The organism is Streptomyces sp. NRRL F-6492 (genome assembly GCF_001280125.1).
Classification (GTDB): domain Bacteria; phylum Actinomycetota; class Actinomycetes; order Streptomycetales; family Streptomycetaceae; genus Streptomyces.
This window is the reverse complement of record NZ_LGEG01000013.1, coordinates 83882-109562: the sequence shown is the minus strand read 5'-3', so window position 1 is coordinate 109562 and position 25681 is coordinate 83882. Positions and strand designations below refer to the sequence as shown.

23 protein-coding genes and 1 riboswitch are annotated in these 25681 nt (G+C 71.7%); of the genes, 17 read left to right on the top strand and 6 right to left on the bottom strand.

The window, feature by feature from the left end; translation table 11 throughout:
• Window positions 1–246 precede the first annotated feature (246 nt).
• From coxB to ADL08_RS03370, 4 genes are all read left to right on the top strand, one after another.
• Window positions 247–1242, top strand: coding sequence for a cytochrome c oxidase subunit II (coxB, locus tag ADL08_RS03385; protein ID WP_420709612.1), 996 nt, complete (start codon window positions 247–249; stop codon window positions 1240–1242).
• Window positions 1239–2975 (top strand): cytochrome c oxidase subunit I, encoded by a 1737-nt coding sequence (ctaD, locus tag ADL08_RS03380; protein WP_053640515.1) that lies wholly within the window; start codon window positions 1239–1241, stop codon window positions 2973–2975. Before coxB ends, ctaD begins: the two co-directional genes overlap by 4 nt.
• The gene (locus tag ADL08_RS03375) at window positions 2972–3370 is read left to right on the top strand and encodes a cytochrome c oxidase subunit 4 (RefSeq protein WP_030205698.1); all 399 of its coding nucleotides are present in this window, start codon (window positions 2972–2974) and stop codon (window positions 3368–3370) included. Before ctaD ends, ADL08_RS03375 begins: the two co-directional genes overlap by 4 nt.
• Window positions 3371–3492: 122 nt before the next feature.
• The gene (locus tag ADL08_RS03370; RefSeq protein WP_053640514.1) at window positions 3493–4746 is read left to right on the top strand and encodes a L,D-transpeptidase; all 1254 of its coding nucleotides are present in this window, start codon (window positions 3493–3495) and stop codon (window positions 4744–4746) included.
• Window positions 4747–4751: 5 nt separating this feature from the next.
• On the opposite strand, the gene ADL08_RS03365 is transcribed toward ADL08_RS03370, so the two are convergent.
• Window positions 4752–5153, bottom strand: coding sequence for a hypothetical protein (locus ADL08_RS03365; RefSeq protein WP_053640513.1), 402 nt, complete (start codon window positions 5151–5153; stop codon window positions 4752–4754).
• A gap of 202 nt (window positions 5154–5355) precedes the next feature.
• Between ADL08_RS03365 and ADL08_RS03360 the strand changes: the two genes are divergently transcribed.
• The 6 genes from ADL08_RS03360 to ADL08_RS03335 all read left to right on the top strand — a co-directional run bounded on the left by ADL08_RS03360 (window position 5356) and on the right by ADL08_RS03335 (window position 12551).
• Window positions 5356–5976: a cytochrome c oxidase subunit 3 gene (locus ADL08_RS03360; RefSeq protein WP_053640512.1), complete on the top strand. Its 621-nt coding sequence runs from the start codon at window positions 5356–5358 to the stop codon at window positions 5974–5976.
• 74 nt (window positions 5977–6050) lie between these two features.
• A complete protein-coding gene (locus tag ADL08_RS03355; protein ID WP_053640511.1) occupies window positions 6051–6860 on the top strand; it encodes a c-type cytochrome in 810 nt (269 codons plus the stop codon).
• Complete coding sequence (locus ADL08_RS03350) at window positions 6857–7909, top strand: ubiquinol-cytochrome c reductase iron-sulfur subunit (RefSeq protein ID WP_053640510.1); 1053 nt, start codon at window positions 6857–6859, stop codon at window positions 7907–7909. Before ADL08_RS03355 ends, ADL08_RS03350 begins: the two co-directional genes overlap by 4 nt.
• Complete coding sequence (locus ADL08_RS03345; protein WP_053640509.1) at window positions 7906–9531, top strand: cytochrome b; 1626 nt, start codon at window positions 7906–7908, stop codon at window positions 9529–9531. Before ADL08_RS03350 ends, ADL08_RS03345 begins: the two co-directional genes overlap by 4 nt.
• A gap of 134 nt (window positions 9532–9665) precedes the next feature.
• Window positions 9666–10730: an anthranilate phosphoribosyltransferase gene (gene trpD, locus ADL08_RS03340; protein ID WP_053640508.1), complete on the top strand. Its 1065-nt coding sequence runs from the start codon at window positions 9666–9668 to the stop codon at window positions 10728–10730.
• Window positions 10731–10816: 86 nt separating this feature from the next.
• Window positions 10817–10933, top strand: a riboswitch (SAM riboswitch).
• Window positions 10934–11141: 208 nt separating this feature from the next.
• Complete coding sequence (locus ADL08_RS03335) at window positions 11142–12551, top strand: aminotransferase class V-fold PLP-dependent enzyme (protein WP_053640507.1); 1410 nt, start codon at window positions 11142–11144, stop codon at window positions 12549–12551.
• 71 nt (window positions 12552–12622) lie between these two features.
• On the opposite strand, the gene ADL08_RS03330 is transcribed toward ADL08_RS03335, so the two are convergent.
• The gene (locus tag ADL08_RS03330) at window positions 12623–12904 is read right to left on the bottom strand and encodes an Lrp/AsnC family transcriptional regulator (RefSeq protein ID WP_030205672.1); all 282 of its coding nucleotides are present in this window, start codon (window positions 12902–12904) and stop codon (window positions 12623–12625) included.
• Complete coding sequence (locus ADL08_RS03325; RefSeq protein WP_053640506.1) at window positions 12901–13635, bottom strand: rhomboid family intramembrane serine protease; 735 nt, start codon at window positions 13633–13635, stop codon at window positions 12901–12903. The genes ADL08_RS03330 and ADL08_RS03325 overlap by 4 nt, the downstream gene beginning before the upstream one ends.
• A 159-nt stretch (window positions 13636–13794) precedes the next feature.
• Here ADL08_RS03325 and ADL08_RS03320 point away from each other — a divergent pair, with 159 nt between their 5' ends.
• The 5 genes from ADL08_RS03320 to ADL08_RS03300 all read left to right on the top strand — a co-directional run bounded on the left by ADL08_RS03320 (window position 13795) and on the right by ADL08_RS03300 (window position 19298).
• Window positions 13795–14037 (top strand): hypothetical protein, encoded by a 243-nt coding sequence (locus tag ADL08_RS03320; protein ID WP_053640505.1) that lies wholly within the window; start codon window positions 13795–13797, stop codon window positions 14035–14037.
• Between the two features lie 33 nt (window positions 14038–14070).
• On the top strand, window positions 14071–15435 hold the full coding sequence (locus ADL08_RS03315) for an NYN domain-containing protein (RefSeq protein ID WP_053640504.1): 1365 nt from the start codon (window positions 14071–14073) through the stop codon (window positions 15433–15435).
• 254 nt (window positions 15436–15689) lie between these two features.
• A complete protein-coding gene (locus ADL08_RS03310) occupies window positions 15690–16739 on the top strand; it encodes a C40 family peptidase (protein WP_053640503.1) in 1050 nt (349 codons plus the stop codon).
• 194 nt (window positions 16740–16933) lie between these two features.
• Window positions 16934–17998 (top strand): NlpC/P60 family protein, encoded by a 1065-nt coding sequence (locus ADL08_RS03305; protein ID WP_053640502.1) that lies wholly within the window; start codon window positions 16934–16936, stop codon window positions 17996–17998.
• A 73-nt stretch (window positions 17999–18071) separates the two neighbouring features.
• Window positions 18072–19298 (top strand): hypothetical protein, encoded by a 1227-nt coding sequence (locus ADL08_RS03300; protein ID WP_199836945.1) that lies wholly within the window; start codon window positions 18072–18074, stop codon window positions 19296–19298.
• Between the two features lie 22 nt (window positions 19299–19320).
• Here the strand turns inward: ADL08_RS03300 and ADL08_RS03295 are convergent, their stop codons facing one another.
• A complete protein-coding gene (locus ADL08_RS03295; RefSeq protein ID WP_053640522.1) occupies window positions 19321–19881 on the bottom strand; it encodes a PadR family transcriptional regulator in 561 nt (186 codons plus the stop codon).
• A gap of 95 nt (window positions 19882–19976) precedes the next feature.
• On the opposite strand from ADL08_RS03295, the gene ADL08_RS03290 reads away from it, so the two are divergent.
• Window positions 19977–21374, top strand: coding sequence for an MATE family efflux transporter (locus ADL08_RS03290; RefSeq protein WP_078968212.1), 1398 nt, complete (start codon window positions 19977–19979; stop codon window positions 21372–21374).
• On the opposite strand, the gene ADL08_RS03285 is transcribed toward ADL08_RS03290, so the two are convergent.
• Window positions 21286–22563: a glycosyltransferase family 87 protein gene (locus ADL08_RS03285; protein WP_078968213.1), complete on the bottom strand. Its 1278-nt coding sequence runs from the start codon at window positions 22561–22563 to the stop codon at window positions 21286–21288. The genes ADL08_RS03290 and ADL08_RS03285 overlap by 89 nt on opposite strands.
• 84 nt (window positions 22564–22647) lie before the next feature.
• On the opposite strand from ADL08_RS03285, the gene ADL08_RS03280 reads away from it, so the two are divergent.
• Entirely contained in the window at window positions 22648–23790 is a 1143-nt protein-coding gene (locus ADL08_RS03280; protein ID WP_053640500.1) for a glycosyltransferase family 4 protein, read from the top strand.
• Between the two features lie 64 nt (window positions 23791–23854).
• Here ADL08_RS03280 and ADL08_RS03275 read toward each other — a convergent pair whose 3' ends face one another.
• Entirely contained in the window at window positions 23855–25651 is a 1797-nt protein-coding gene (locus ADL08_RS03275; RefSeq protein WP_053640499.1) for an AMP-dependent synthetase/ligase, read from the bottom strand.
• Window positions 25652–25681 lie beyond the last annotated feature (30 nt).

Genomic DNA, 25681 nt, shown 5'->3' with positions numbered 1-25681 from the left:
CGCCCGACCCGCCCTCGAACCCCCGGACGGGTGCGCCCGACCCCCCTGCGGAACCCCGGACTCCACCCCTTCGGGGAGTCGGACGGCGCGTTGGGCACCCTCCCCGCGCGACCCCAAATAGCGTCCAGTAGGGTTTGGTCCGCATAAACATCCAAACCCCTGCCCGCGGCACGGGGCGGCGACCGACCAGCGAGACGGACGGCCGTGGCCGACCAACGCGGGCCGAGACTCTCGGGAAGGCGCTACGTGAGTCCCAACGGCTCCGACCTCCCCCGCAGCCAAGGCGCGGGTGGTACCCCCACGTCGCGGCGCCCGATGCGGCGGAAGCTGCCGCAGGTGCTGACTGCGGGCCTGATCCTGGCGACAGCCACCGGCTGCTCGTACAACTGGGAAGACTTCCCCCGCCTTGGTATGCCCACCCCCGTCACGGAAGAGGCTCCCCGGATCCTCTCCCTGTGGCAGGGCTCGTGGGCGGCCGCCCTCGTCACCGGTGTACTGGTGTGGGGCCTGATCCTCTGGTCCGTCGTCTTCCACCGGCGCACCCGCTCCAAGGTCGAGGTACCTCCGCAGACCCGTTACAACATGCCCATCGAGGCGCTGTACACGGTCACCCCCCTCATCATCGTCTCGGTGCTCTTCTACTTCACCGCACGCGACGAGTCGAAGCTCCTGGAGCTCTCCGACAAGCCCGCCCACACCGTCAACGTGGTCGGCTACCAGTGGAGCTGGGGCTTCAACTACGTCGAGAACGTGCCCGGTGTGCAGGGCGACGCCAAGACGGACAAGAACCTCGCCGCGATTCCGGACAAGTTCATCGACGACTTCCCGGCGAACGCCGGTGGCGTCTACGACGCCGGCATCCCCGGTGACCGGAACCCGCAGACCGGCAACCCGGGCCCGACCCTGTGGCTGCCCCTGGGCGAGAAGGTCAGGTTCGTCCTGACCTCGCGCGACGTCATCCACTCCTTCTGGGTGGTCCCCTTCCTCATGAAGCAGGACGTCATCCCGGGTCACACCAACTCCTTCGAGGTGACCCCGACGCGTGAGGGCACCTTCCTCGGCAAGTGCGCCGAGCTGTGCGGCGTCGACCACTCCCGGATGCTCTTCAACGTCAAGGTGGTCTCCCCGGAGCGCTACCAGCAGCACCTGAAGGAGCTGGCCGAGAAGGGGCAGACCGGCTACATCCCGTCTGGCATCGAGCAGACGGACCCGGCCAGGAATGCGGAGAAGAACACACTGTGAGCATCCACAACGAAACCCAGGGTGCCGCCGCCGTCGAGGGCTCGTACGAGAACGAGCTGCCCCTGCGGCGCAAGCAGCCCGGCAATGTCGTGATCAAGTGGCTGACCACCACCGACCACAAGACGATCGGGACGATGTACCTGGTCACGTCGTTCGTCTTCTTCTGCATCGGCGGCCTGATGGCGCTCTTCATGCGCGCCGAGCTGGCCCGTCCGGGTACGCAGATCATGTCGAACGAGCAGTTCAACCAGGCGTTCACGATGCACGGCACGATCATGCTGCTGATGTTCGCGACGCCGCTGTTCGCCGGATTCGCGAACTGGATCATGCCGCTCCAGATCGGCGCGCCCGACGTGGCGTTCCCGCGGCTGAACATGTTCGCCTACTGGCTCTACCTCTTCGGCTCGATCATCGCGGTGGCCGGCTTCCTCACCCCGCAGGGTGCGGCCGACTTCGGCTGGTTCGCCTACTCCCCGCTGTCGGACGCCGTCCGCTCGCCGGGCGTCGGCGCCGACATGTGGATCATGGGTCTGGCCTTCTCCGGCTTCGGCACGATCCTCGGCTCGGTCAACTTCATCACCACGATCATCTGCATGCGCGCGCCCGGCATGACGATGTTCCGCATGCCGATCTTCACCTGGAACGTGCTGCTGACCGGTGTCCTGGTCCTGCTCGCCTTCCCGGTCCTGGCGGCCGCGCTGTTCGCCCTGGAGGCGGACCGCAAGTTCGGTGCCCACGTCTTCGACGCGGCCAACGGCGGTGCCCTGCTCTGGCAACACCTCTTCTGGTTCTTCGGACACCCAGAGGTGTACATCATCGCCCTGCCGTTCTTCGGCATCGTCTCCGAGATCATCCCGGTCTTCAGCCGCAAGCCGATGTTCGGCTACATCGGCCTGGTGGCCGCGACGATCGCGATCGCCGGTCTGTCCGTGACCGTGTGGGCGCACCACATGTACGTCACGGGCGGCGTGCTCCTCCCGTTCTTCTCCTTCATGACGTTCCTCATCGCCGTACCGACCGGCGTGAAGTTCTTCAACTGGATCGGAACGATGTGGAAGGGCTCACTGTCCTTCGAGACACCGATGCTGTGGACGATCGGCTTCCTGATCACCTTCACCTTCGGTGGTCTGACCGGCGTCATCCTGGCCTCGCCCCCGATGGACTTCCACGTCTCCGACTCGTACTTCGTCGTGGCGCACTTCCACTACGTGGTCTTCGGCACCGTCGTCTTCGCGATGTTCGCCGGCTTCCACTTCTGGTGGCCGAAGTTCACCGGCAAGATGCTGGACGAGCGGCTCGGCAAGATGACCTTCTGGACGCTGTTCATCGGCTTCCACGGCACCTTCCTGGTGCAGCACTGGCTCGGTGCCGAAGGCATGCCGCGTCGTTACGCGGACTACCTCGACGCCGACGGCTTCACCGCGCTGAACACGGTCTCGACGATCTCCTCCTTCCTGCTCGGCCTGTCGATCCTGCCGTTCCTCTACAACGTCTGGAAGACCGCCAAGTACGGCAAGAAGATCGAGGTCGACGACCCGTGGGGCTACGGCCGTTCGCTCGAATGGGCGACGTCCTGCCCGCCGCCGCGGCACAACTTCCTCACCCTGCCGCGGATCCGCTCCGAATCCCCGGCGTTCGACCTGCACCACCCTGAGATCGCCGCTCTCGACCAGCTCGAGAACAAGCCGCACGAGGCCGAGGCCCTCACGGGCAGCAAGGAGGCCGGCAAGTGAAGATCCAGGGCAAGATGTTCATCTGGCTGAGCGTCTTCATCCTTGCCATGGCGATCCTGTACGGCGTCTGGTCCAAGGAGCCGGTCGGCACGACGGCGCTCTTCCTGGCCTTCGGCCTGGCCATCATGATCGGCTACTACCTGGCCTTCACGGCCAAGCGGGTCGACGCGATGGCGCAGGACGACAAGGAGGCCGACGTCGCGGACGAGGCCGGTGAGCTGGGCTTCTTCGCCCCGCACAGCTGGCAGCCGCTCTCGCTCGCCGTCGGCGGCGCGCTCGCCTTCCTCGCCGTCGCGATGGGCTGGTGGATCCTGTACTTCTCCGCCCCGCTGATCCTCGTCGGCCTGTTCGGCTGGGTCTTCGAGTTCTACCGCGGCGAGAACCAGAACCAGTAGCACTACCCCGCTCCGCACCGGAGCACACCGAGGGGCCCGGACACTTCGTCACCGAAGTGTCCGGGCCCCTCTTTTGCAGCACTCGGCGCGCCCCCTCCGGGGATTGTTCTTACGGTGAGGTCATGAACGACACGCCGCGCATTCGGACTGTTCTGAGCTGCACCCTGTTGGCCGTGACCGTCACCGCGGGCTCCGCCGCGTGCTCCGGATCGGACGACCACCCGCTGACGGTGAAGGCGTACGACGCGGCGGACCAGCTCGCCGTCAGCGCCCCCGCCGACGGGGCCAAGGCGGACCCCGAGAAGCCCCTGGAGATCACCGCCAAGGGCGACGAGGGCCGGATCACCGACGTCACCGCCGTCGACGCCGCCGGGCGCCACCTCGCGGGCGAGCTCACCGCGGACGGACGGCGCTGGCGTTCCACGGTCGCCCTGGCGGCCGGCGCCCGCTACACGGTCCGGGTGGCCACGGAGGACGAGAACGGCGCCCCCGGCACCCGTACGTTCACGTTCGAGACGGCCCCGGCGAAGCGGGCCCTGACCGCGACCTTCGGACCGGAGGCGGGCACGTACGGCGTCGGACAGCCCATCACGGCCGACCTCAGCCTCCCCGTCAAGGACCGGGCCTCCCGCGCGGTCGTCGAGCGGGCCCTCAAGGTCCGCTCCACCCCCTCCGTCGAGGGCTCCTGGTACTGGGTGGACGACAAGAAGCTGCACTTCCGCCCGAAGGAGTACTGGCCCGCCGGCGCGCGCGTCACGGTCAGCGGCAATCTCGACGGCCTCAAGGTCGGCGACAAGCTCTACGGCGGCGCCTCCGAGCCGCTGAAGCTCACCATCGGCGACCGGATCGAGGCCATCGCGGACGCCGGGACGCACCGGATGACGGTGAAGCGCAACGGAGAAGTGATCAACACCATTCCGGTGACCACCGGCAAGCCCGGCTTCGACACCCGCAACGGCGTCAAGGTGGTGCTCGGCAAGGAGTACTACGTCCGGATGCGGGGCACCACCGTGGGCATCGCGGAGGGCAGCTCCGAGTCGTACGACCTGCCCGTGTACTACGCCACCCGGGTGACCTGGAGCGGCGAGTACGTGCACGCGGCACCCTGGTCCGTCGGCTCGCAGGGCGTGGCGAACGTCAGCCACGGCTGTGTCGGCATGTCGACCGGGAACGCGGCCTGGTTCTTCGAGACCGTCCGCGCCGGCGACATCGTGCAGACCGTCAACAGCGACGGCGACACGATGGAGCGCTTCGGCAACGGCTTCGGCGACTGGAACCTGGACTGGGACAAGTGGCGCGAGGGCAGCGCCCTGGTGGAGGCCGCCGGAGAACCGGTGGTCTCCACCGAGCAGGCCCGCCTGAGGCCCTCGCTCTGATCAGCTCACGCGTCGAGCGAGAGGCGGGAGCGCAGCAGGGAGGCCAGGGACGCCGCGAACTCGACCGGCTCCACCGGAAGGGTGACCGCGGCGTCCGCCCGGCTCCAGGTGGCCAGCCAGGCGTCCTGCGGGCGCCCGATGAGCAGCAGCACCGGCGGGCACCGGAAGACCTCGTCCTTGATCTGCCGGCAGACGCCCATGCCGCCCGCCGGCACGGCCTCGCCGTCCAGGACGCAGACGTCGATCCCGCCCTCGTCCAGGCGCGCGAGGACCGCGGGCAGTGTGGCGCACTCCACGAACTCGACCGGGGGAACGTCGGCCGCGGGCCTGCGTCCGACCGCCAGGCGCACCTGCGCCCGGGTGTTCGCGTCGTCGCTGTAGACCAGGACCGTGGCACTCGACTGCATCGTTCCTCCGTGGGGAAGTCCGTGGGAAGGTCGTCGACCGATGCGGCGGATGCTACTCCGGTCCACAGCTCGTCAACAGCCGTTCAACACCCGTTCGAAGGGTCTCCCGGAGGCTTCGCACTGGGCCGTTCGGGCTGGACACACCCCCCTGACACTCCGAACGGCACCCCCCGGAGTGAGGGCGGGATAAGCGACCGACATAATGTCGGTCGTGGCGACAGTAACGACAGTAGAAACAGGGCACGCACACCCGTCGGTCAATCGACCGAACCTCACCAGCGTCGGAACCATCATCTGGTTGAGCTCCGAGCTGATGTTCTTCGCGGCCCTCTTCGCGATGTACTTCACCCTGCGATCGGTGACGGGCTCCGACTATTGGAAGGCTCAGGCAGAACATCTGGCCTTCCCGTTCTCGGCGACCAACACCACGATCCTGGTGCTCTCCTCCCTCACCTGCCAGCTCGGCGTGTTCGCCGCCGAGCGGGGCGACGTGAAGAAGCTCAGGACGTGGTTCATCATCACGTTCGTGATGGGTTCGATCTTCATCGGCGGCCAGGTCTTCGAGTACACCGAGCTGGTCAAGGACGCGGGCATGTCGCTCTCGTCCGGCCCCTACGGCTCCGTGTTCTACCTGACCACCGGCTTCCACGGCCTGCACGTGACGGGCGGTCTCATCGCCTTCCTGCTGGTCCTGGGCCGGACGTACGCCGCCAAGAAGTTCACTCACGAGCAGGCAACCGCCGCCATCGTCGTGTCCTACTACTGGCACTTCGTCGATGTCGTCTGGATCGGCCTCTTCGCCACGATCTACATGATCAAGTAATCGGTTCCGCCGACACGGCGGACCGAGACATCCAGCAAGCATCGACGCAGAAGATCCTGACACCGGGGTAATCCGTGAAAAAGCTCTCCGCACGACGACGCCATCCGCTGGCGGCGGTCGTCGTCCTACTTCTCGCGCTGGCGGCCACGGGGGGGCTGTACGCCGCGTTCGCGCCCGCGGGCACGGCGAAGGCCGATGAAACCGCCCAGTCCCTCGCCATCGAGGAGGGGAAGAAGCTCTACTCCGTCGGCTGCGCCAGCTGCCACGGAACCGGCGGTCAGGGCACCACTGACGGCCCCTCCCTCGTAGGCGTCGGTTCGGCCTCCGTGGACTTCCAGGTCGGCACGGGCCGCATGCCGGCCCAGCAGCCGGGCGCCCAGGTCCCGAAGAAGAAGGTCATCTACTCGCAGGCCGAGATCGACCAGCTCGCCGCGTACGTGGCCTCCCTCGGCGCCGGCCCGATCACGCCGTCCGAGAAGCAGTACAACCCCGCGGGCGCCGACGCCGCCAAGGGCGGCGAGCTGTTCCGCACCAACTGTGCCCAGTGCCACAACTTCACCGGTGAGGGTGGCGCGCTGACCCACGGCAAGTACGCCCCGAGCCTCGAAGGCGTGAGCCCGAAGCACCTCTACGAGGCCATGCAGACCGGCCCGCAGAACATGCCCTCCTTCCCGGACACCACCATGCCGGAGCAGCAGAAGAAGGACATCATCGCGTACGTCCAGGCCGTCAACGGCGAGAAGGCCGACAGCCCGGGCGGTCTCTCGCTCGGTGGCCTCGGCCCCGTCTCCGAAGGCCTGTTCGGCTGGATCTTCGGTCTGGGTACGCTGATCGCAGTTGCCATCTGGGTCGCGGCCCACACCGCTAAGGCCAAGAAGTCATGAGTAGCCAAGAGATTTCAGAAGAGAACCTGCCGGCAGGGCAGGACACCGCGCACGGCGCGGTGAAGGTCGCCGACGACCCGTTCGCCGACCCTGGCCTCCCGCCCCACAAGCCCCGCATCCAGGACATCGACGAGCGGGCCGCCCGTCGGTCCGAGCGCGCGGTCGCCTTCATGTTCACGCTGTCGATGCTGGCCACCGTCGCCTTCATCGCCTCGTACGTGATCTTCCCGGTCGACAAGATCGTGTACATCTGGCCCTTCGGCCGGGTGTCCGCGCTCAACTTCGCCCTGGGGCTGACCCTCGGTGCCGCCCTCTTCTTCATCGGCGCGGGCGCGGTCCACTGGGCCCGCACCCTGATGTCCGACGTCGAGGTCGCCGACGAGCGCCACCCGATCGCGGCGTCGCCCGAGGTCAAGGCGAAGGTCATGGCGGACTTCGCGGCCGGCGCCGCCGAGTCCGGCATCGGCCGCCGCAAGCTCATCCGCAACACGATGTTCGGCGCGCTGTCGCTCGTACCGCTCTCCGGCATCGTCCTGCTGCGCGACATGGGCCCGCTGCCCGAGAAGAAGCTCCGGACCACGATGTGGGCCAAGGGTCTTCAGCTCATCAACATGAACACGCACGAGCCGCTGCGTCCCGAGGACGTCGCGGTCGGTTCGCTGACCTTCGCGATGCCCCAGGGCCTCTCGGAGCACGACCACGACTTCCAGACCGAGATCGCCAAGGCCGCCCTGATGATCGTCCGGATCCAGCCGGAGGACATCAAGGACAAGCGCGAGCTCGAGTGGTCGCACGAGGGCATCGTCGCGTTCTCGAAGATCTGCACCCACGTGGGCTGCCCGATCTCCCTGTACGAGCAGCAGACGCACCACGTCCTCTGCCCGTGCCACCAGTCCACCTTCGACCTCTCCGACGGCGCCCGCGTCATCTTCGGCCCGGCCGGTCACCCCCTTCCGCAGCTGCGGATCGGCGTGAACGACAAGGGCTTCCTGGAGGCGCTCGGCGACTTCGACGAGCCCGTCGGTCCTGCCTTCTGGGAGCGCGGATGAGCACCGTGACCGATACGAAGAAGAAGGCGCCCGCCGGTGAGCGGGTCGCCGACTGGGCCGACGGCCGCCTGGGGATCTACACGCTGGCCAAGGCCAACATGCGGAAGATCTTCCCGGACCACTGGTCCTTCATGCTGGGCGAGATCTGCCTCTACAGCTTCATCATCATCATCCTGACGGGCGTCTACCTGACGATGTTCTTCCACCCGTCGATGAACGAGGTGGAGTACACCGGGTCGTACGTCCCGCTCCAGGGACAGCTGATGTCCGAGGCGTTCAACTCGACCATGCACATCTCGTTCGAGGTGCGCGGCGGTCTGCTCATCCGGCAGATCCACCACTGGGCGGCGCTGATCTTCCTCGCCGGCATGTTCGTGCACATGATGCGCGTCTTCTTCACCGGCGCGTTCCGCAAGCCGCGTGAGATCAACTGGCTGTTCGGCTTCCTGCTGTTCTTCCTGGGCATGTTCACCGGCTTCACCGGTTACTCGCTCCCGGACGACCTGCTCTCCGGCACCGGTGTCCGCTTCATGCAGGGCGCGATCCTGTCCGTGCCGATCGTCGGCACGTACCTCTCGATGTTCCTGTTCGGCGGGGAGTTCCCCGGCGGCGACTTCGTCGCCCGGTTCTACTCGGCGCACGTGCTGCTGCTGCCCGGCATCATGCTGGGCCTGATGGTCGCCCACCTCATCCTGGTGTTCGTCCACAAGCACACCCAGTTCGAGGGCCCCGGCCGCACGAACAAGAACGTCGTCGGCATGCCGCTGCTGCCCGTGTACATGGCGAAGGCCGGAGGCTTCTTCTTCCTGGTCTTCGGCGTCATCGCGGTCATCGCGGCGATCGCCTCGATCAACCCGATCTGGGCCCTCGGCCCGTACCGCCCGGACCAGGTGTCCACCGGCGCCCAGCCCGACTGGTACATGGGCTTCGCCGAGGGTCTGATCCGCGTCATGCCCGGCTGGGAGATCAACCTCTGGGGCCACACGCTCGTCCTGGGCGTGATGATCCCGCTGGCGATCTTCCCGGCGGTCCTCGCCGCGATCGCGGTCTACCCGTTCATCGAGTCCTGGATCACCGGCGACAAGCGCGAGCACCACATCGCGCAGCGCCCGCGCAACGCTCCGACGCGCACCGCCTTCGGCGTCGCCTGGATCACCGCGTACATGATCATGCTCGTGGGTGGTGGAAACGACCTCTGGGCGACCCACTTCCACCTGTCGCTCAACTCGATCACCTGGTTCGTGCGGATCTTCTTCTTCGCCGGTCCGGTCATCGCGTTCATCGTCACCAAGCGCATCTGCCTCGGCCTCCAGCGCCGGGACAAGGACAAGGTGCTGCACGGCCGCGAGTCGGGCATCATCAAGCGCCTGCCGCACGGCGAGTTCGTCGAGGTCCACGAGCCGCTCAGCCAGGGCGAGCTGCACCGCCTCACGGCGCACGAGCAGTACGAGCCCGCCGCGCTGCCGCCGGCCGTCGACGAGAACGGCGTCGAGCGGAAGGTCGGCCGCCTGGAGAAGCTGCGGGTCAGGCTCAACAAGAGCTACTACGGCGACGACAGCCAGATCGCCAAGCCCACCGTCGAGGAGTACAAGGAGATCCAGAGCGGCCACGGCCACCACTGATCACCTGAACTCCTGACCTCCTGAAGTTCGCCACGGCGAGAGCCCCGTCCATTCGATGGACGGGGCTCTTCGCCGTCCCGGGGGGTCGATAGGGTGGAGCCGTATCCGTCACGTGATGATGACCAGGAGCTGCCATGAGCGCTGCGACCCCCGCTGGAGGACCTACCACGGCGGGCCGCTCCTGGCCCGTCGTCCTGGACGGCCTGCTGTCCGGCCGCGACCAGAGCGCCGAGGACACCGCCTGGGCCATGGACCGCATCCTGCGCGGCGAGGCCACCGACGCGCAGATCGCCGGCTTCGCGGTCGCCCTGCGCGCCAAGGGCGAGACCGTCGAGGAGATCGCCGGGCTCGTCCGGACGATGTACGAGCACGCCAACACGATCGAGGTCCCCGGCCCCTCCGTCGACATCGTCGGCACCGGCGGCGACGGCGCCAAGACCGTCAACATCTCCACCATGTCGGCGATCGTGGTCGCCGGCACCGGCGCCAAGGTCGTCAAGCACGGCAACCGGGCGGCCTCCTCCGCCTCCGGCGCCTCCGACGTCCTGGAGAAGCTCGGCGTCAACCTGGAGCTGACCCCGCGCCGGGTCGCCGAGGTCGCCGAGGAGGCCGGCATCACCTTCTGCTTCGCGGTGAAGTTCCACCCGGCGCTGCGGCACGTCGCCGCGGCCCGCAAGGAACTCGGCATCCGGACCACCTTCAACTTCCTCGGTCCGCTCACCAACCCGGCCCGCGTCCGGGCCCAGGCGACCGGCGTCGCCGACGCCCGGATGGCCCCGATCATGGCCGGGGTGCTCGCCGAGCGCGGCTCCTCCGCCCTGGTCTTCCGCGGCGACGACGGACTCGACGAGCTGACCACCACGGCCACCTCGCGGGTCTGGGTGGTCCGCGACGGCGCGGTGCGGGAGGAGGCCTTCGACCCGCGCGACGCCGGCATCGACCTGGTGCCCGTGGAGGCGCTGCGCGGCGCGGACGCCTCGTACAACGCCGACGTGGCCCGCCGGCTGCTCGCCGGGGAGACCGGTCCGGTGCGGGACGCGGTGCTGCTCAACTCGGCGGCGGCCCTCACGGCCCTCGCGCCGGGGGACGGCACCCTGGTGGAGCAGATCCGCGCCGGCGTCGAGAGGGCCGCCGAGGCGATCGACTCCGGCGCCGCCCGCCGGGCCCTGGAGCGCTGGATCGCCGTCAGCAACGCGTAGTCCCCGGCCCCTTCGCCGCACGGCCCCGGTCCAGCATGCGGACCGGGGTCTTGCGCATCCGCGATCATGTGGCAGGATGCTCTTCAGGTCACGAGTGACAGCGTTTTGGCCCCGGCTTGCTGTCCGGCAACCCTCCGTCCGTGGCGGGGTGCCCCGGGTGATGACCAGGCCGTAGGCAGCGAGGTCTACGGCAAGCGCGGACCCCTCGAACACCAGGGGTCCTGGTCTCTCGAGGAGCTTTTTCCGTGAGCAAGCGAATGCGATAGGGCGAATCCGCCCCTTCTTCACCCTCGGACCGGGGTCCCTTCCGCGTACCCCCACGTCTTCCGAGGTCTCACCCGTACCCCGCCGTGTCCGGCCGCGTACGGGATCACCGAAGCCATTCCGCACCGCCCGCCGGGAGATACCGCCATGTCCGCACGCCCGAACGCCGCCGCCACCCCCGTCGCCGAGGCCGTCGAGACCGCCGCCGAGTCCGCCGACCCCTGCTGCGCCGCCCCGCTGCCCGTCCTCGGCCGGGACGTGACCGTCCCGCTCGTCACCGGCGGCGAGGTGACCTACGCGGCGCTCGACTACGCGGCCAGCGCCCCGGCCCTCCAGCGGGTCTGGGACGACGTCGCCGCGTACGCCCCGTACTACGGCAGCGTCCACCGCGGCGCCGGCTACCTCTCCCAGCTCTCCACCGACCTCTTCGAGAACAGCCGCGCCACCGTTGCCGAGTTCCTCGACTGCCGCCCCGGCGACCAGGTCGTCTTCACCCGCTCCACCACCGACTCGCTCAACCTGCTCGCCGCCGCGGTCCCGGCCGACTGCCAGGTCTTCGTCTTCGAGACCGAGCACCACGCCTCGCTGCTGCCGTGGCGCGACGCCCGGGTCACCTACCTCAACGCGCCCCGCACCCAGGCCCAGGCCGTCGAGACCCTGGAGCGGGCGCTCGCCGACCGCGACCCGTACGGCCCCGCCCTGGTCTGCGTCACCGGCGCCTCCAACGTCACCGGCGAGCTGTGGCCGGTCAAGGAACTGGCCGCCGCCGCGCACGCCCACGGCGCCCGGATCGTGCTCGACGCCGCCCAGCTCGCGCCCCACCACCCGGTCTCCGTGACCGAACTCGACGTGGACTGGGTCGCCTTCTCCGGGCACAAGCTGTACGCGCCCTTCGGCTCCGGCGTCCTCGCCGGCCGCGCCGACTGGCTCCAGGATTCCCAGCCCTACCTCGCGGGCGGCGGCGCCTCCCGCAAGGTGGCGCGTCGGGCCGACGGTGGTGTGGACGTGGAGTGGCACACCACCGCGGCCCGGCACGAGGCCGGTTCCCCGAACGTCATCGGGGTCTACTCGATCGCCTCCGCCTGCAAGGCGCTCACCGAGGCCGGCTTCGACGCCCTCGTCGCCCGCGAGAACCACCTGATCGCCACGGTCCGCGCGGGCCTGGCCGAGGTCCCCGAGGTCCGGGTCCTCTCGCTCTTCGGCGACGACTCCCCCCGCGTCGGCGTCATCTCCTTCGTCGTGGAGGGCTGGAACAGCTCCCACTTCGCCGCCGCGCTCTCCGCCGAGTACGGCATCGGCGTCCGCGACGGCCTCTTCTGCGCCCACCCGCTGGTCCGCACCCTGCTCGGCAGCGACCCGCAGGACCCGGGCGAGTGCGGCGCCCCCGAGGCCGCGCCCGGCGAGCGGTCGCTCAACGCCATCCGGGTGAGCTTCGGCGCCGGTACGCCCGACGAGCACGTGGAGCGGTTCGTCGGCGCCGTGAAGGAGCTCGTCCGGGACGGCGCCCGGTGGAAGTACCGCACCGAGGACGGCCGCTGCGTCCCGGACCGCGGCTGATCACTCACTCGTACGGGTGAAGGGGCCTCCCGACCGGGAGGCCCCTTCACCCTGTGCGCGCCCGCGGAGCCTCAGGACTCCAGACCGATGGCGAAGGCCGCCTCCAGGTCGTGCTGCGAGTACGTGCGGAACGCGACGTGCGTGTCCGTGGCCTCGACGCCCGGGATCTTGCTGATGCTGCCGGGGATCACGTCCGCCAGGTCGTCGTGGCGCGGCACCCGGACCATGGCGATCAGGTCGTACGTACCGGTCACCGAGAAGACCTCGCTGACGCTGTCGAGCGCCGCGATCGACTCGGCGATCTCGGGGATGCGGTCCACGCTGGTCTTGATGAGCACGATCGCGGTGATCACGGCTGGCTTTCTCCCTCGGTCGCCGCGGCTGGGGCTTTCACTCTATCCCCACCCCGGTAGCGCACCCAGGCGTAGAGGAAGCCGAGGGCGAAGCCCACCACGTGGGCCAGATAGGCGACGCCGGGCCCCGCGCCCGCCGCCCGCGCGGCCATCCACTGGAGCGTGAACCAGAAGATCAGCACGATCCAGGCGGGGAAGCGCAGCGGCAGGAAGAGGAGGAAGGGGAAGAGGCTGGTGACCCGGGAGCGCGGGAAGAGGAAGAGGAAGGCCCCGAGCACCCCGGAGATCGCCCCCGACGCCCCGACGAGGGTCTGCTCGCTGTGCGCGTGCGCCGCCGCGTACCCGGCGAGGGCCAGGTAGCCGGTGGCCGCGTAGAAGAGGGCGAAGGCGAACCGGCCCATGCGCTCCTCGGCCATCGCGCCGAAGACGTACAGGAAGAGCATGTTCCCCAGGAGGTGGAGCCAGCTCCCGTGGACGAAGAGCGCGGTGAACGGGGTGAGCAGGGCGCGCGGCTCACCGCTCATCAGCTCGGCGGGGACGACCCCCCAGCGGCGGAAGTACGAGCCCTGGGCCGCCAGCAGCGCGTCCCCCGTGCCGTACGCCGGGTTCAGTCCGGAGACCGGGCCGAACACGAAGAGGAGGCAGCAGGCGGCGATGAGCCCGTACGTCACCGTGGGCCCGTCGCGGGCGCCCCGCAGGGTACCGGTCACCGCGCTTCGCCGATCGATCATGGGCCGATGATGGCGCACCGGGGACGAAGTGGACAGAGCGCCTCGCCGTGCCCCCGCCCGCCCGTGAGGCCGTAGGGTTGCGGGCAGTACGACCGCAGTTCGACGGCGCACCGCGGCTCCCGCACCTGAGTACCACGCAACAGGAAGAAGGACGGCTCGATGACGACGGTTCCCCTGCCGACCGCCGAGACCCGCTGGCGCTGCACGCTCTGCGGCAACCTCACCCGCTTCGACGTGACCCGCTCGTCCAAGGTCGTCGAGTACGTCCATCTGGACCTCGCGGGGGAGCCGAAGGTCGAGGAGCGGCAGGTGGTCAGTGAGACCATCGAGTCGGTCCGCTGCCGCTGGTGCAACGCGGTGGACCAGATCGAACTGGTGGACAGGCCGGGCGCCGCCTCCTGAGGGACGGCGCGGACGACATAGGGGTGACGGATCGTGGAGCAGCCCGCGCACGGTGGAGAGCCGGCCGGCGCGGCAGGTGACGCCGCCGAGACGCTCGACCACCCGCTGCCGGAGGGCGTACGGCGGCGGGTCGTCGCGCTGGTCGCCGACGCCTTCGGCGGGCTGACCGTCGCGGAGCTGCCCGCGCCCCTGCGGCAGTACGCCCGGTTCACCGCGAGCCGGCGGGCCAAGTTCGCCGGCAACGCGATGGCCACCGCCCTGGAGGGCGACCCGCTCTTCCGGCAGCGGATCGGCGAGCGGTTCCGGCAGGGCCAGCCCGAGCTGGCCGGCGCCGTGGAGGGCGGCACCCCGCCCGCGGCCGCCGACCCCGTCGACGTGGCGGCCGCCGCCTACGTGCTGCGCCCGCCCGGCTGGGTCAAGCTGGTCGCCGCCGCGGGCGAGGAGGCCCTGCGGGCCGACGCCGAGCGGGCCGACGAGGCCGGTCGGCGCGAACTGGAGCGGCTGCGCGAGGAGCTGGCCGCCGCCCGGGACCGCTCCCGGGGCGAGAGCGAGCAGTTGCGGCACGACCTCGACGCGGCCCGCAAGGAGGCCGAGTCGCTCCACCGCAAGCTGCGCAGCGCGCAGAGCGACGTGAAGCGGGGCGAGGCCGCGCTGCGCAAGGTCCAGGGCGAGATCGAGGCCGCGCGGGCGGAGTCGGCGGCCCAGGTGTCGGCCGCCGAGAGCGAGAGCCGGCGGCTCAGGGCCCGGCTGGGCGAGGTCGAGGCGGCCCTGGAGGCCAGTCGCAGGACCGCCCGCGAGGGGCGTTCGGTGGAGGACATGCGGCTGCGGCTGCTGCTCGACACGGTCCTCGACGCGGCCCAGGGGCTGCGCCGCGAGCTCGCGCTGCCGCCCGTCTCGACGCACCCGGCGGACACCGTGGACGCGGTGGAGCCGGGGCGGATGTCCCCGAAGGACATCGCGGCGCGGGCGCTCTCCGAGACCGACCCGGCGCTGCTCGACCAGCTCCTGTCGCTGCCGCAGACCCATCTGGTGGTCGACGGCTACAACGTCACCAAGACCGGCTATCCGACGATGCCGCTGGAGAAGCAGCGGCTGCGGCTGCTCGGCGGGCTCTCGGCCCTTGCGGCCCGCTCGGGCGCCGAGGTCACCTGTGTCTTCGACGGGGCGGAGCTGGCGGCCCCGGTGCTGCTCGCGCCGCCGCGCGGGGTGCGGGTGCTGTTCTCCAAGCCCGGTGTCACGGCCGACGAGTTGATCCGGCAGCTGGTGCGGGCGGAGCCGCCGGGGCGGCCGGTCGTGGTGGTCTCCACGGACCGCGAGGTGGCCGACGGGGTGGCGAAGGCGGGGGCGCGCCCGGTCGCGTCCGCCTTGTTGCTGAAGCGGCTTTCGCGGCTCTCGTGACCCCTCGTAACTCCTGCGCGTTATGCCCGGATTGTGGACGGCGGACCGTCAACCACCCCTCACTGCCCGTGCGATGTAGGTAAATAATGTGGTGCGTGAGCGAGATTTTCTCCGGTGGGATTTGAATGATCACAACTCGGTCACTAGGGTCGGGGCTCGAACCTTCGCGCGGTTGATCACCCATCCGGGGTGACGGCGGAGGAACCGCCTGCCCCTGACCGGTTGGCGGCTCGAGGAAGAAGGAGATCGCCTTCGTGGCGTCCCACCGTCGACCCAAGCAGCCGAGCCGCACCCGTGTGACCGTGCTCACCGTGACCGCCGCCGCGGCCGTCGCCCTCACCGCCCAGTCCGGTGCCCAGGCGGCTCCCGCCAAGCCCAAGATCGACGAGGTCAAGTCGAAGGTCGACGCGCTGCACCACGAGGCCGAGGAGGCCACGGAGCAGTACAACCAGGCCGACGAGCGCCGGGGCAAGCTGCAGAAGGAGATCGGTCAGCTCCAGGACAAGGTGGCCCGCGGTCAGCAGGAGCTCAACACCCTGCGCGACAAGATCGGTTCGGTCGCCAGCGCCCAGTACCGCTCCGGCGGCATCGACCCGGCCCTCCAGCTCTTCCTCTCCGGCGACCCGGACACCTACCTCGACAAGGCGTCCGCGATCGACCAGCTGAGCGCCCAGCAGGCCGACGTGCTCACCGCGATCCAGGCCAAGCAGCGCACCCTCTCCCAGCAGCGCGCCGAGGCCACCGAGAAGCTCGGCGACCTGGAGAGCGTCCGCAAGACCCTCGGCGACAAGAAGCGCAAGTACCAGGGCAAGCTGGCCGAGGCCCAGAAGCTCCTCAACACCCTCACCGCGGCCGAGAAGGCCAGGATCGCGGAGGAGGAGCGGGCGAAGGAGCAGCGCGCCAGCCGCGCCGCCGGCGAGCGGCTCGACCTCGGCAACGAGGCCCCCGCGAGCGGCCTCGGCGCCGCCGCGCTCAGCGCCGCCGCCACCCGGGTCGGCATGCCGTACGCCTCCGGCCACGAGGGCCCCTCCTCGTTCGACTGCTCGGGTCTGACCCAGTGGGCCTACGGCCAGGCCGGCGCCAACCTCAGCCGCGTCACCTACACCCAGCAGAACGACGGCACGAAGATCGGCCGCAGCCAGCTCAAGCCGGGCGACCTGGTCTTCTTCAACAACCTGTCGCACGTCGGCCTGTACGCGGGCAACAACACCGTCCTGCACGCCCCCTACCCGGGCGCCAACGTGCGCTACGAGTCGATGGGTTACCTGGGCACCTTCCAGTTCGGCGTCCGCATCGGCGGCTGACCCCCGCGACCCGCCGCGGTGTGCCGCCCGAACGGGTGGTTCCCCGCGACGCACGCTGACCCGACGCCCCGCCGGTGACCTGTGTTCTCCGGCGGGGCGTCACTTTGTGTGCCCGGCGCCTTCGTTGGACGCGGGGGTGGCAGCGGCTACTGTCTGCCGCGCCAGTCTGCGTCGAGCCGAACGGAGCGCGATCCGTGGCGTCCCACCGCCGACCCGCCCGGGTCACCGTCCTCACCGCCGCCGCGGCGGCCACCGCGGCCGCGTCCCTCGGGGCCGTCCCCGCGAGCGCCGACCCCGGTGCCGAGGCCGCCCGGACCAGGGTCGACCGCCTCTTCGAGGAGGCCGAGCGGGCCACCGAGGGCTACAACGCGGCGGACGAGAAGGCGGACGCGCTGCGCCGCACGGTCTCCCGGGCCCGGGACGCCCTGGCCCGCGGCCAGGAGCGCGTCAACCGCATGCGGGGCGTCCTCGGCTCGCTCGCCGGGGCCCAGTACCGCTCCGGCGGCATCGATCCGGCCCTCGCCCTGCTGCTCTCCTCCGACCCGGACAGCTACCTCGAACGCGCCTCGGCCCTCGACCGGCTCACCGCCCGCCAGGGCGCCGCGCTCGGCGAACTCCAGCGGGAGCAGCGCCGGCTGGGCCAGCAGCGGAGCGAGGCCCGCACGACCCTGGACGAACTGGAGCGCAGCCGGACCGAGGTCGCCCGCCACAAGCGCACCGTCGAGCGGAAGCTCGCCGAGGCCCGCCGGCTGCTCGCCTCCCTCACCGCCGCGGAGCGCGCCGACTTCGAGGACCGCGCCTCCCGCACCGGCGGCCGCGAGGACGCCCGCGCCGACGGCGCCGACGGCGCCATCGGCGCCTTCGGCGGAGCGCCCGGGGAGCCGACCGCCGCCGTCGGCTCCGGCCCGGTCTCCTCGCGGGTCGCCGCCGCCGTGGCCGCCGCCCGGAGCGCGGTCGGCCGGCCGTACGTGTGGGGGGCGACCGGCCCCTCCGCCTTCGACTGCTCGGGCCTGATGGTCTGGTCCTACCGCCAGGCCGGGATCGGCCTGCCGCGCACCTCGGCGGCCCAGCGGTACGCCGGCCGGCAGGTGCCGCTCTCGCAGGCGCGGCCGGGGGACCTCGTCACGTACCGGGGCGACGCCAGCCACGTGGCGATCTACGTCGGGAACGGGCAGGTCATCCACGCGCCCTACCCCGGCGCCCGGGTCCGCTACGACCCGGTGAACATGATGTCGCACGCGACGGTGACCCGAGTCTGAGCCGGGCGCGGCCCCCCGGGGCCGGACGGGCCCCGGGGACCGCGCCCGCCGTTCGGATCGTACGATCGGAGGCGTGGCGGGTCAGGAGTACGGAGCGCGACGGCCGGCGGTCTTCTGCCTGCTGTCCCTGCTGCTCGCCCTGGCGGGCCTCGTCGGCTGCGCGGGGACCGGGCCCGCCGCCCGGACCGAGTCCCGGGAGATCCAGGCGCTCCTCGACGAGCACGCCAGGGCCCTCCTCGCCCGCGACGAGGCCGGCTACCGGGCCGCCCTCGACCCCGCCTACGCGCCGGCCGCCCTCACCGTCTACCGGCGGCTCGCGGCGGTACCGCTCGACGGCTGGTCGTACGAGGTCACCGGCGTCGAGCGCACCGCCCCCGACCGGGTCACCGCCCGCGCCGAGCTCGGCCACCGGCTCAGGGGCCACGACCGGCGGCCCGTCACCGGCGCCCGGGTCCTGGACCTCACCGAGCGGAACGGACGCTGGTACGTGACCGGCGAGCGGCCCGCGGAGGGCGCGCCCCGGCAGCTGTGGGAGCAGGGCGACGTCACGGCCGTCCAGGGGGCCCGCTCGCTGGTCCTCGGCGTCGGCCAGGGCCGGGCGCGGCTCCAGGAGATCGCGGCGGCGGCCGACCGGGCGGTCCCCGCCGTCACCGGGGCCTGGCCCGAGGACTGGGCCCGCCGGGTGGTCGTCCTCGTCCCCGGCTCCCTGGACGCCATGGGGGAGCTCCTCGGGGCGTCCGGGGACTCCTACCGGGGGATAGCGGCCGTCACCACGGGCGAGACCAGGGGCGGGGCGGACGCCCCCGCCGACCGGGTGATCGTCAACCCCGACGCGTACGGGATGCTCGGCGACTTCGGCCGGCAGCTCGTCCTCACCCACGAGACCGTCCACGTCGCCACCCGCGCCCACACCACCCCGTCGACCCCGGTCTGGCTCTCCGAGGGCTTCGCGGACTGGATCGCCTACCGGGACGCCGACCGCACCCCCGCGCAGGCCGCCCCCGAGCTGCGCCGCGCGGTCCAGGACGGCGAGCCGCCCGTCCGGCTCCCGGAGGACGCCGACTTCGCCTTCGGCGGGGACGCGCAGGCCCTGGCGAAGGCCTACGAGGGCGGCTGGCTGGCCTGCGAGATGGTCGCGGAGCGCTGGGGCGAGGAGGGGCTCGCCGCGTTCTACCGGGCGGTGGGCGCGCACCCGGGCCGGGAGGGCGCGGTGGAGAACGCGCTCCACGACGTCCTGGACACCACCCCGGAGGAGTTCACCGAGGACTGGCGCGCGTACGTGCGGGAGCAGCTCGGCTAGGGGGTGTCCGGCGGATCGGGCCCTAGCCGGTCCCGTTCTCCAGCTCCTCCAGCTCCTCCAGCTCCTCCAGCTCCTTCAGGGCCTCCGCCAGCCACGCCTTCTCCGCCGTGCCCGTCGCGCGGGCGATCCGCAGCATGCCCCGGCGGAACAGGTCGGGCTCGCGCTCGGCGCTGACCGGGACCCCGTCCTCGTAGAAGAAGCTGGCCGGGGCGTTCAGGAACGCCTGGCGGCGGCGGAGCACGGCCGCCCGGTCCGCCGGGTCGGGGAGGTGGCCGAGGAAGGCGAGCAGGGTGAAGAAGCGCTGGCCGTCGGTGATCTCGGCCTCCTTGGGGGCGCGCAGCCGGTCGAGCAGCTCCCGGCGCCCCTCCGGGGTGAGCGAGAGGGTCCGGCGCGGGGCGGCGCTCGCGCCCGGCTCCGTTCGGCTGTCGACCAGGCCGTTCCCCACCAGGCGGTTGATGGCCGGGTAGAGGGCGCCGTCGCTGACCGGGCGGACGTGGCCGCTCAGGCCGTGGATGCGCTCCTTCAGCTCGTACCCGTGCAGCGGCTTCTCGTGCAGGAAGCCCAGGATCGACAGCTCCAGCACCGGCTCCCCCTTCTCGCTTGTCGTCGGACCGACCGTCATGCTACCTCTTTTCGAGGTGCCTCTTTTCGAGGTACCTCGAAAAGAGGGGGGAACTCATGGCGTCACACCGGCGCGCGCTCGTCCGGCTCGCCCGCCCGGTCTACCTCGAACTCCTCTCCGGGGTCGCCGCCGGGATCATCAACACCGTCTGGGTCGCCCGGCTCGGCGGGGCGGCCGTCGCCGCCGTCGCCGTCGCCACCAACGTCGAGAACCTGCTCCTCGGCGTCGTCCTCATGGCGGGCTCCGGCACCACCGTCCTCGTCGCCCGCGCCCGGGGCGCCGACGACCCCGCCGCCGTCCGGTCCGCCGCCCGGGGCGGCGCCGCCCTCTGCGCCCTGCTCGTGCCGCCCGTCGCCCTCGGCGGACACCTGCTGCGCGAGCCGCTCGCCGCCCTCCTGCTCGGCGGCCCCGGCCACCCCGCCCACGCCCCGGCCGCCGCCTACCTCGCGATCTCGCTCCCCGGCACGGCCGTCCTCTTCGCCACCAACGTCCTCGACGGGATCCTCAAGGGCGCCGGGGACACCCGCACCCCCATGCGGCTCGCCTTCCTCGCCAACGGCCTGATCCTCGTCCTCGACCCGCTGCTCATCCACGCGTACGGGGTGCCGGGCGCCGCCCTCGCCACGGTGACCGGCCGGAGCGTCGCCCTCGCCGCCGGCCTCGCCGTGCTGCGCCGCGAGCCGCTCCTGCGGGCCGCGCGGGCGGTACGGCCCGCCCTGCCGGTCCTCGCAGCGCTGCGCCGCACCGCCGCCACCGGACTGCCCATGTCCGCCGACTTCACGGTCCGGATGGCGGGCGCCCTCGCCCTCGTCTCCGTCGTCGCCCGGCTCGGCGTCACCGAGACCGCCGCCTACGGCATCGCCACCAAGGCCATGTACGTCGCCACCATGGCCTTCTACGCCGTCCGGCAGGCCGCCGCCATCCACGGCGCCCGTCTGCTCGGCGCGGGCCGTGACGAACGGCGGGCCGTCGGACGGCAGGCGCTCCTCCTCGGCGGGATCCTCGGCGCGGCCGCCGCCGGGGCGTTCCTGCTCACCGCCGGACCCGTCATGCTGCTCTTCGGCGCCGGACCCGAGGTCGCGGAGGCGGGCGCGCTCTTCCTGCGCTGCCTCGGCCCCCACCTGGTCCTGACCGGCGGGTACATCGCGCTCGCCGGGGTCTTCGAGGGCACCGGCGCGAGCCCGCGCCTCGCCCGGATCACCCTCGCGGGCGTCCTCGTCCAGCTCCCGCTCGCGTACGCCTTCTCGGTCGCCGGCCTCGGCATGCCCGGCATCTGCCTGGCCATGGCCCTCGCCGCGGGCGCCCAGTGCGCGGCCCTGGGCCCGCTGTACCGGCGCGCCACCGCCTCCGCGGGGCCGCCGCCGCTCAGCGGAACGAGCCCGACAGGGCCTTCTCGCGCTCCGGCCGGGCCGCCTGCGCGGGCACGGTCGCGGCGGCGAGACGCGGCTCCGTGACCGTCTGCCGCCACAGGATCCGGCAGGCCAGGACGGCGGCGGCGACCAGCAGGCCGTTCCGCGTGAACAGCACCGCCATGCCCAGCGCGTCGCTCCGCGTCACGTGCCAGAACCACACCGGGAACTCGAACTGCGTCACCGCCGTCGCCCAGACCACCAGACGCGCGGGCCGCTCCATCCGGCTCGACCGGAAGACCAGGCACACCGCCGCCAGACCGATCAGCCACAGCATGTACTGCGGGGAGAGCACCCGGCTCGTCAGCGTGAAGAGCAGCACCGCCACGAAGGCCGCGTCCGCCACCGTCGACGAGACGAACCGGCGCGCCCTGATCCGCCAGAGCAGCAGCCAGCCGAAGGCGCCGATCGTCACCGCCATCGCGGCCGTCGACACCGCGGACACGTACGGGCAGAGGAACTCCATCGAGCCGTAGTTCATCCGCACCTCGCCCTCCCAGCCGAAGTGCCGCAGGACGTGGAAGACCGTCGCGCCCAGGGACTCCACCTCGGTGCCCCGGTCCCGCTGGAAGGAGAGGAAGGACAGCGCCCCCGGCCTCCACAGCACGCAGAGCAGCAGCACCCCGGCCGCCGCGCCCGCCGCCGCCGACCAGGAGCGGAACGTCGCCCGGCCCTTCCGGGTGCCCACCAGCAGCAGCGCCGGCCACACCTTCAGGACCGCCCCGAAACCGGCGAGCGCGCCCAGCACCCGCGGGCTGCGGCCGGCCGCCAGGAGCCCCGCCACCGCGACGGCGGTCACCATCACGTCGTACCGGGCGTACGCGGTCGGGCCGAGCAGCGCGACGCCCGCCAGCCAGGTCCAGGCGCCCCGGGACGTCCGGCCCGCCCGGCGGCCCGTGTACAGGAGCAGCCCGAAGACCAGCGCGTCGCAGAGCAGGGCGAGGACGAAGAAGGCGGCCGCGTAGCCCAGGAACGGCAGCAGGCCGGGGGCCAGCATCACGAACGCCGCCGCCGGCGGGTACTGCCAGGTGACGTCGTCCAGCGGGTACGTGCCGTCCCGCAGCACCTCGTACCAGCCCCGGTAGATGTTCTCGACGTCGTACGCGATGTCCGGCCCCGGGACCTCCACGACGTCGAACACGCACAGCAGGAGGAGGACCCGGGTGAGGCCCCAGAGGCCGACGGGAAGCCACAGGCCCGTGCGCGGGCCCTTCCCCACTGCGCCCGTCGTCACTGACTCGTCCTCGTCCGGTCGGCCCGCTCGCGCGGGGGAGTGGTGGTGCCGGGCTGCGGGTGCGATCGCGTACTGTCGGCCACGATGCACAAGACCCTGATCGTAACCAACGACTTCCCACCGCGTCCCGGGGGAATCCAGGCCTTCCTGCACAACATGGCCCTCCGCCTGGACCCCCGGGAGGTCGTGGTCTACGCCTCCACCTGGAAGCGCGGCCGCGAAGGGGCCGAGGCGACGGCCGCGTTCGACGCCGAGCAGCCCTTCACGGTCGTCCGGGACCGCACCACGATGCTGCTGCCCACGCCCCGGGTCACCGCCCGCGCCACCGCGCTGCTGCGCGAACACGGCTGCGAGTCCGTGTGGTTCGGCGCCGCGGCCCCGCTCGGCCTGATGGCACCCGCCCTGCGCCGGGCCGGCGCCCGGCGGCTGGTCGCCACCACCCACGGCCACGAGGCGGGCTGGGCCCAACTGCCCGCCGCCCGGCAGCTGCTGCGCCGCATCGGCGAGGGCACCGACACGATCACCCACCTCGGCGAGTACACCCGCTCCCGGATCGCCTCGGCCCTCACGCCCGCCGCCGCGGGACGGATGGTCCAGCTCCCGCCCGGCGTGGACGAGAAGACCTTCCACCCCGGCTCCGGCGGCGACGAGGTCCGCGCCCGCCTCGGGCTCAGCGACCGGCCCGTCGTCGTCTGCGTCTCCCGGCTCGTCCCGCGCAAGGGCCAGGACACCCTGATCAGGGCCCTGCCGCGGATCCTGCGCCGGGTCCCGGACGCCGTCCTCCTGATCGTCGGCGGCGGCCCGTACGAGAAGGACCTGCACCGTCTCGCCGCCGAGACGGGCGTGGCCGGATCCGTACGCTTCACCGGCGCCGTCCCCTGGGCCGAACTGCCTGCCCACTACGGGGCCGGCGACGTCTTCGCCATGCCCTGCCGCACCCGGCGCGGCGGCCTCGACGTCGAGGGCCTCGGCATCGTCTACCTGGAGGCCTCCGCCACCGGACTGCCCGTCGTCGCCGGCGACTCCGGCGGCGCCCCCGACGCCGTCCTCGACGGCGAGACCGGCTGGGTCGTGCGCGGCGGATCCCCGGAGGACACCGCCGACCGCGTCACCACCCTCCTCCTCGACCCCGAACTCCGCGCCCGCATGGGCGAGCGGGGCCGGGCCTGGGTGGAGGAGAAGTGGCGCTGGGACCTGCTGGCGGAACGGCTGCGCGCACTGCTCTGAGCGGTACGGAACACACGGAGGGGCCCGGGGCGACAGCGCCCCGGGCCCCTCCGCACGTCCGGGCTCAGCCCCGGTAGATCGCCTCGATCTCGTCCGCGAAGTCCTTCGCCACCACGTTCCGCTTCAGCTTCAGGGACGGGGTGATGTGCCCCGCCTCCTCCGTGAACTGGGCGGGCAGCACACGGAACTTGCGGACCGACTCCGCCTTGGACACCGCCGCGTTGCCGTCGTCGATCGCCCGCTGCACCTCCGCCAGGAGCTCCGCGTCGTCGCGCAGGGACGCCGCCGTCGCACCGGCCGGCTTGCCGTGCTCGGACGCCCAGCGGCCCAGGAACTCCTCGTCCAGGGTGACGAGCGCGCCCACGAACGGACGCCCGTCGCCGACCACCATGCACTCCGCGACCAGCGCGTGCGCCCGGATCCGGTCCTCGATGACCGCCGGGGCGACGTTCTTGCCGCCCGCCGTCACCAGGATCTCCTTCTTCCGGCCGGTGATCGCCAGGTAGCCGTCCTCGTCGAGCGTGCCGATGTCGCCCGTGTGGAACCAGCCGTCCGCGAGGGCCTCGGCCGTCGCCGCCTCGTTGTTCCAGTAGCCCGTGAAGACGTGCTCGCCGTGCAGCAGCACCTCGCCGTCGTCGGCGATCCGCACCACCGAGCCCGGCAGCGGCTGGCCGACCGTGCCGATCTTCTGCCGGTCCCACGGGTTGAACGCGGTCGCCGCGCACGACTCCGTCAGGCCGTAGCCCTCCAGGACCGTGAAGCCGATGCCCCGGAAGAAGTGGCCGAGCCGCTCGCCCAGCGGCGCGCCGCCCGAGATCGCGTACTCGCCGCGCCCGCCGAGCACCGCCCGCAGCTTGCCGAAGACCAGCTTGTCGAAGACCTTGTGCTTCAGCCGCAGCCCGAAGGACGGGCCCTGCGGGGTGCCGAGCGCCCGGCTGTACGCGATGGCCGTCTGCGCGGCCCTGTCGAAGATCTTGCCCTTGCCGTCGGCCTGCGCCTTCGCCCGCGCCGAGTTGTAGACCTTCTCGAAGACCCGGGGCACGCCCAGGATCAGCGTCGGCCGGAACGAGGCCAGCTCGTCCGTGAGGTTCTTGATGTCCGGGACGCAGCCCAGCCGGATCGGCGCCATCACGGACGCCACCTCGACGAGCCGCCCGAAGACGTGCGCGGCGGGCAGGAACAGCAGCACCGAGCACTCGCCCGTGCGGAAGAGGGGCTTCAGCCGCTCCACCACGTTGCCGCACTCGGCGAAGAAGGCCCGGTGGGTCAGGACGCAGCCCTTGGGGCGGCCCGTGGTGCCCGAGGTGTAGACGATCGTCGCCGGGTCGTCCGCGTTCGCCGCCGACATGCGCCCGTCGAGCAGCTTGTCGGAGACGCCGGCCCCGTCGGCGGTGAGCCGGGCGACGGCGTCGTCCTCGATCCGCCACACGCTCCTCAGCTCCGGCAGGTTCGCCCGGACCGAGTCCACCGACTCCTCGTGCGCCGCGCTCTCCACCAGGACCGCGCTCGCGCCCGAGTCGCCCAGGATCCACTGGATCTGCTCCGGCGAGCTGGTCTCGTACACCGGCACGGTCACCCCGCCCGCGCTCCAGATCGCGAAGTCGAGGAGCACCCACTCGTAGCGCGTGCGGGAGAGCAGCGCGACCCGGTCGCCCGGCTCCACCCCCGCGGCGATCAGGCCCTTGGCGGCCCCGCGGACCTCCGCGAGGAACTCGGTGGCGGTGACGTCCGTCCAGACGCCGTCGACCTTGCGCCCCATCACGGCGACGTCTGGGTGCTGGGAGGCGTTGCGGCGGATGAGATCCGTCAGGTTGCCGTCCGTGGGGACCTCGTACAGGGCCGGAAGGCTGAACTCGCGCAAGACTGCTGCTCCTCATCGGGCGCCGGCGCC

Bases quoted from the DNA above. Each gene is read 5' to 3' on its own strand.
- ADL08_RS03290 (WP_078968212.1), top strand. From the start codon at position 19,977: ATGGCGTCACACCGGCGCGCGCTCGTCCGGCTCGCCCGCCCGGTCTAC.
- ADL08_RS03280 (WP_053640500.1), top strand. From the start codon at position 22,648: ATGCACAAGACCCTGATCGTAACCAACGACTTCCCACCGCGTCCCGGG.
- ADL08_RS03345 (WP_053640509.1), top strand. From the start codon at position 7,906: ATGAGCACCGTGACCGATACGAAGAAGAAGGCGCCCGCCGGTGAGCGG.
- ADL08_RS03370 (WP_053640514.1), top strand. From the start codon at position 3,493: ATGAACGACACGCCGCGCATTCGGACTGTTCTGAGCTGCACCCTGTTG.
- ADL08_RS03325 (WP_053640506.1), bottom strand. From the start codon at position 13,635: ATGATCGATCGGCGAAGCGCGGTGACCGGTACCCTGCGGGGCGCCCGC.
- trpD (WP_053640508.1), top strand. From the start codon at position 9,666: ATGAGCGCTGCGACCCCCGCTGGAGGACCTACCACGGCGGGCCGCTCC.
- ADL08_RS03320 (WP_053640505.1), top strand. From the start codon at position 13,795: ATGACGACGGTTCCCCTGCCGACCGCCGAGACCCGCTGGCGCTGCACG.
- ADL08_RS03365 (WP_053640513.1), bottom strand. From the start codon at position 5,153: ATGCAGTCGAGTGCCACGGTCCTGGTCTACAGCGACGACGCGAACACC.
- ADL08_RS03350 (WP_053640510.1), top strand. From the start codon at position 6,857: ATGAGTAGCCAAGAGATTTCAGAAGAGAACCTGCCGGCAGGGCAGGAC.
- ADL08_RS03335 (WP_053640507.1), top strand. From the start codon at position 11,142: ATGTCCGCACGCCCGAACGCCGCCGCCACCCCCGTCGCCGAGGCCGTC.
- ADL08_RS03360 (WP_053640512.1), top strand. From the start codon at position 5,356: ATGTCGGTCGTGGCGACAGTAACGACAGTAGAAACAGGGCACGCACAC.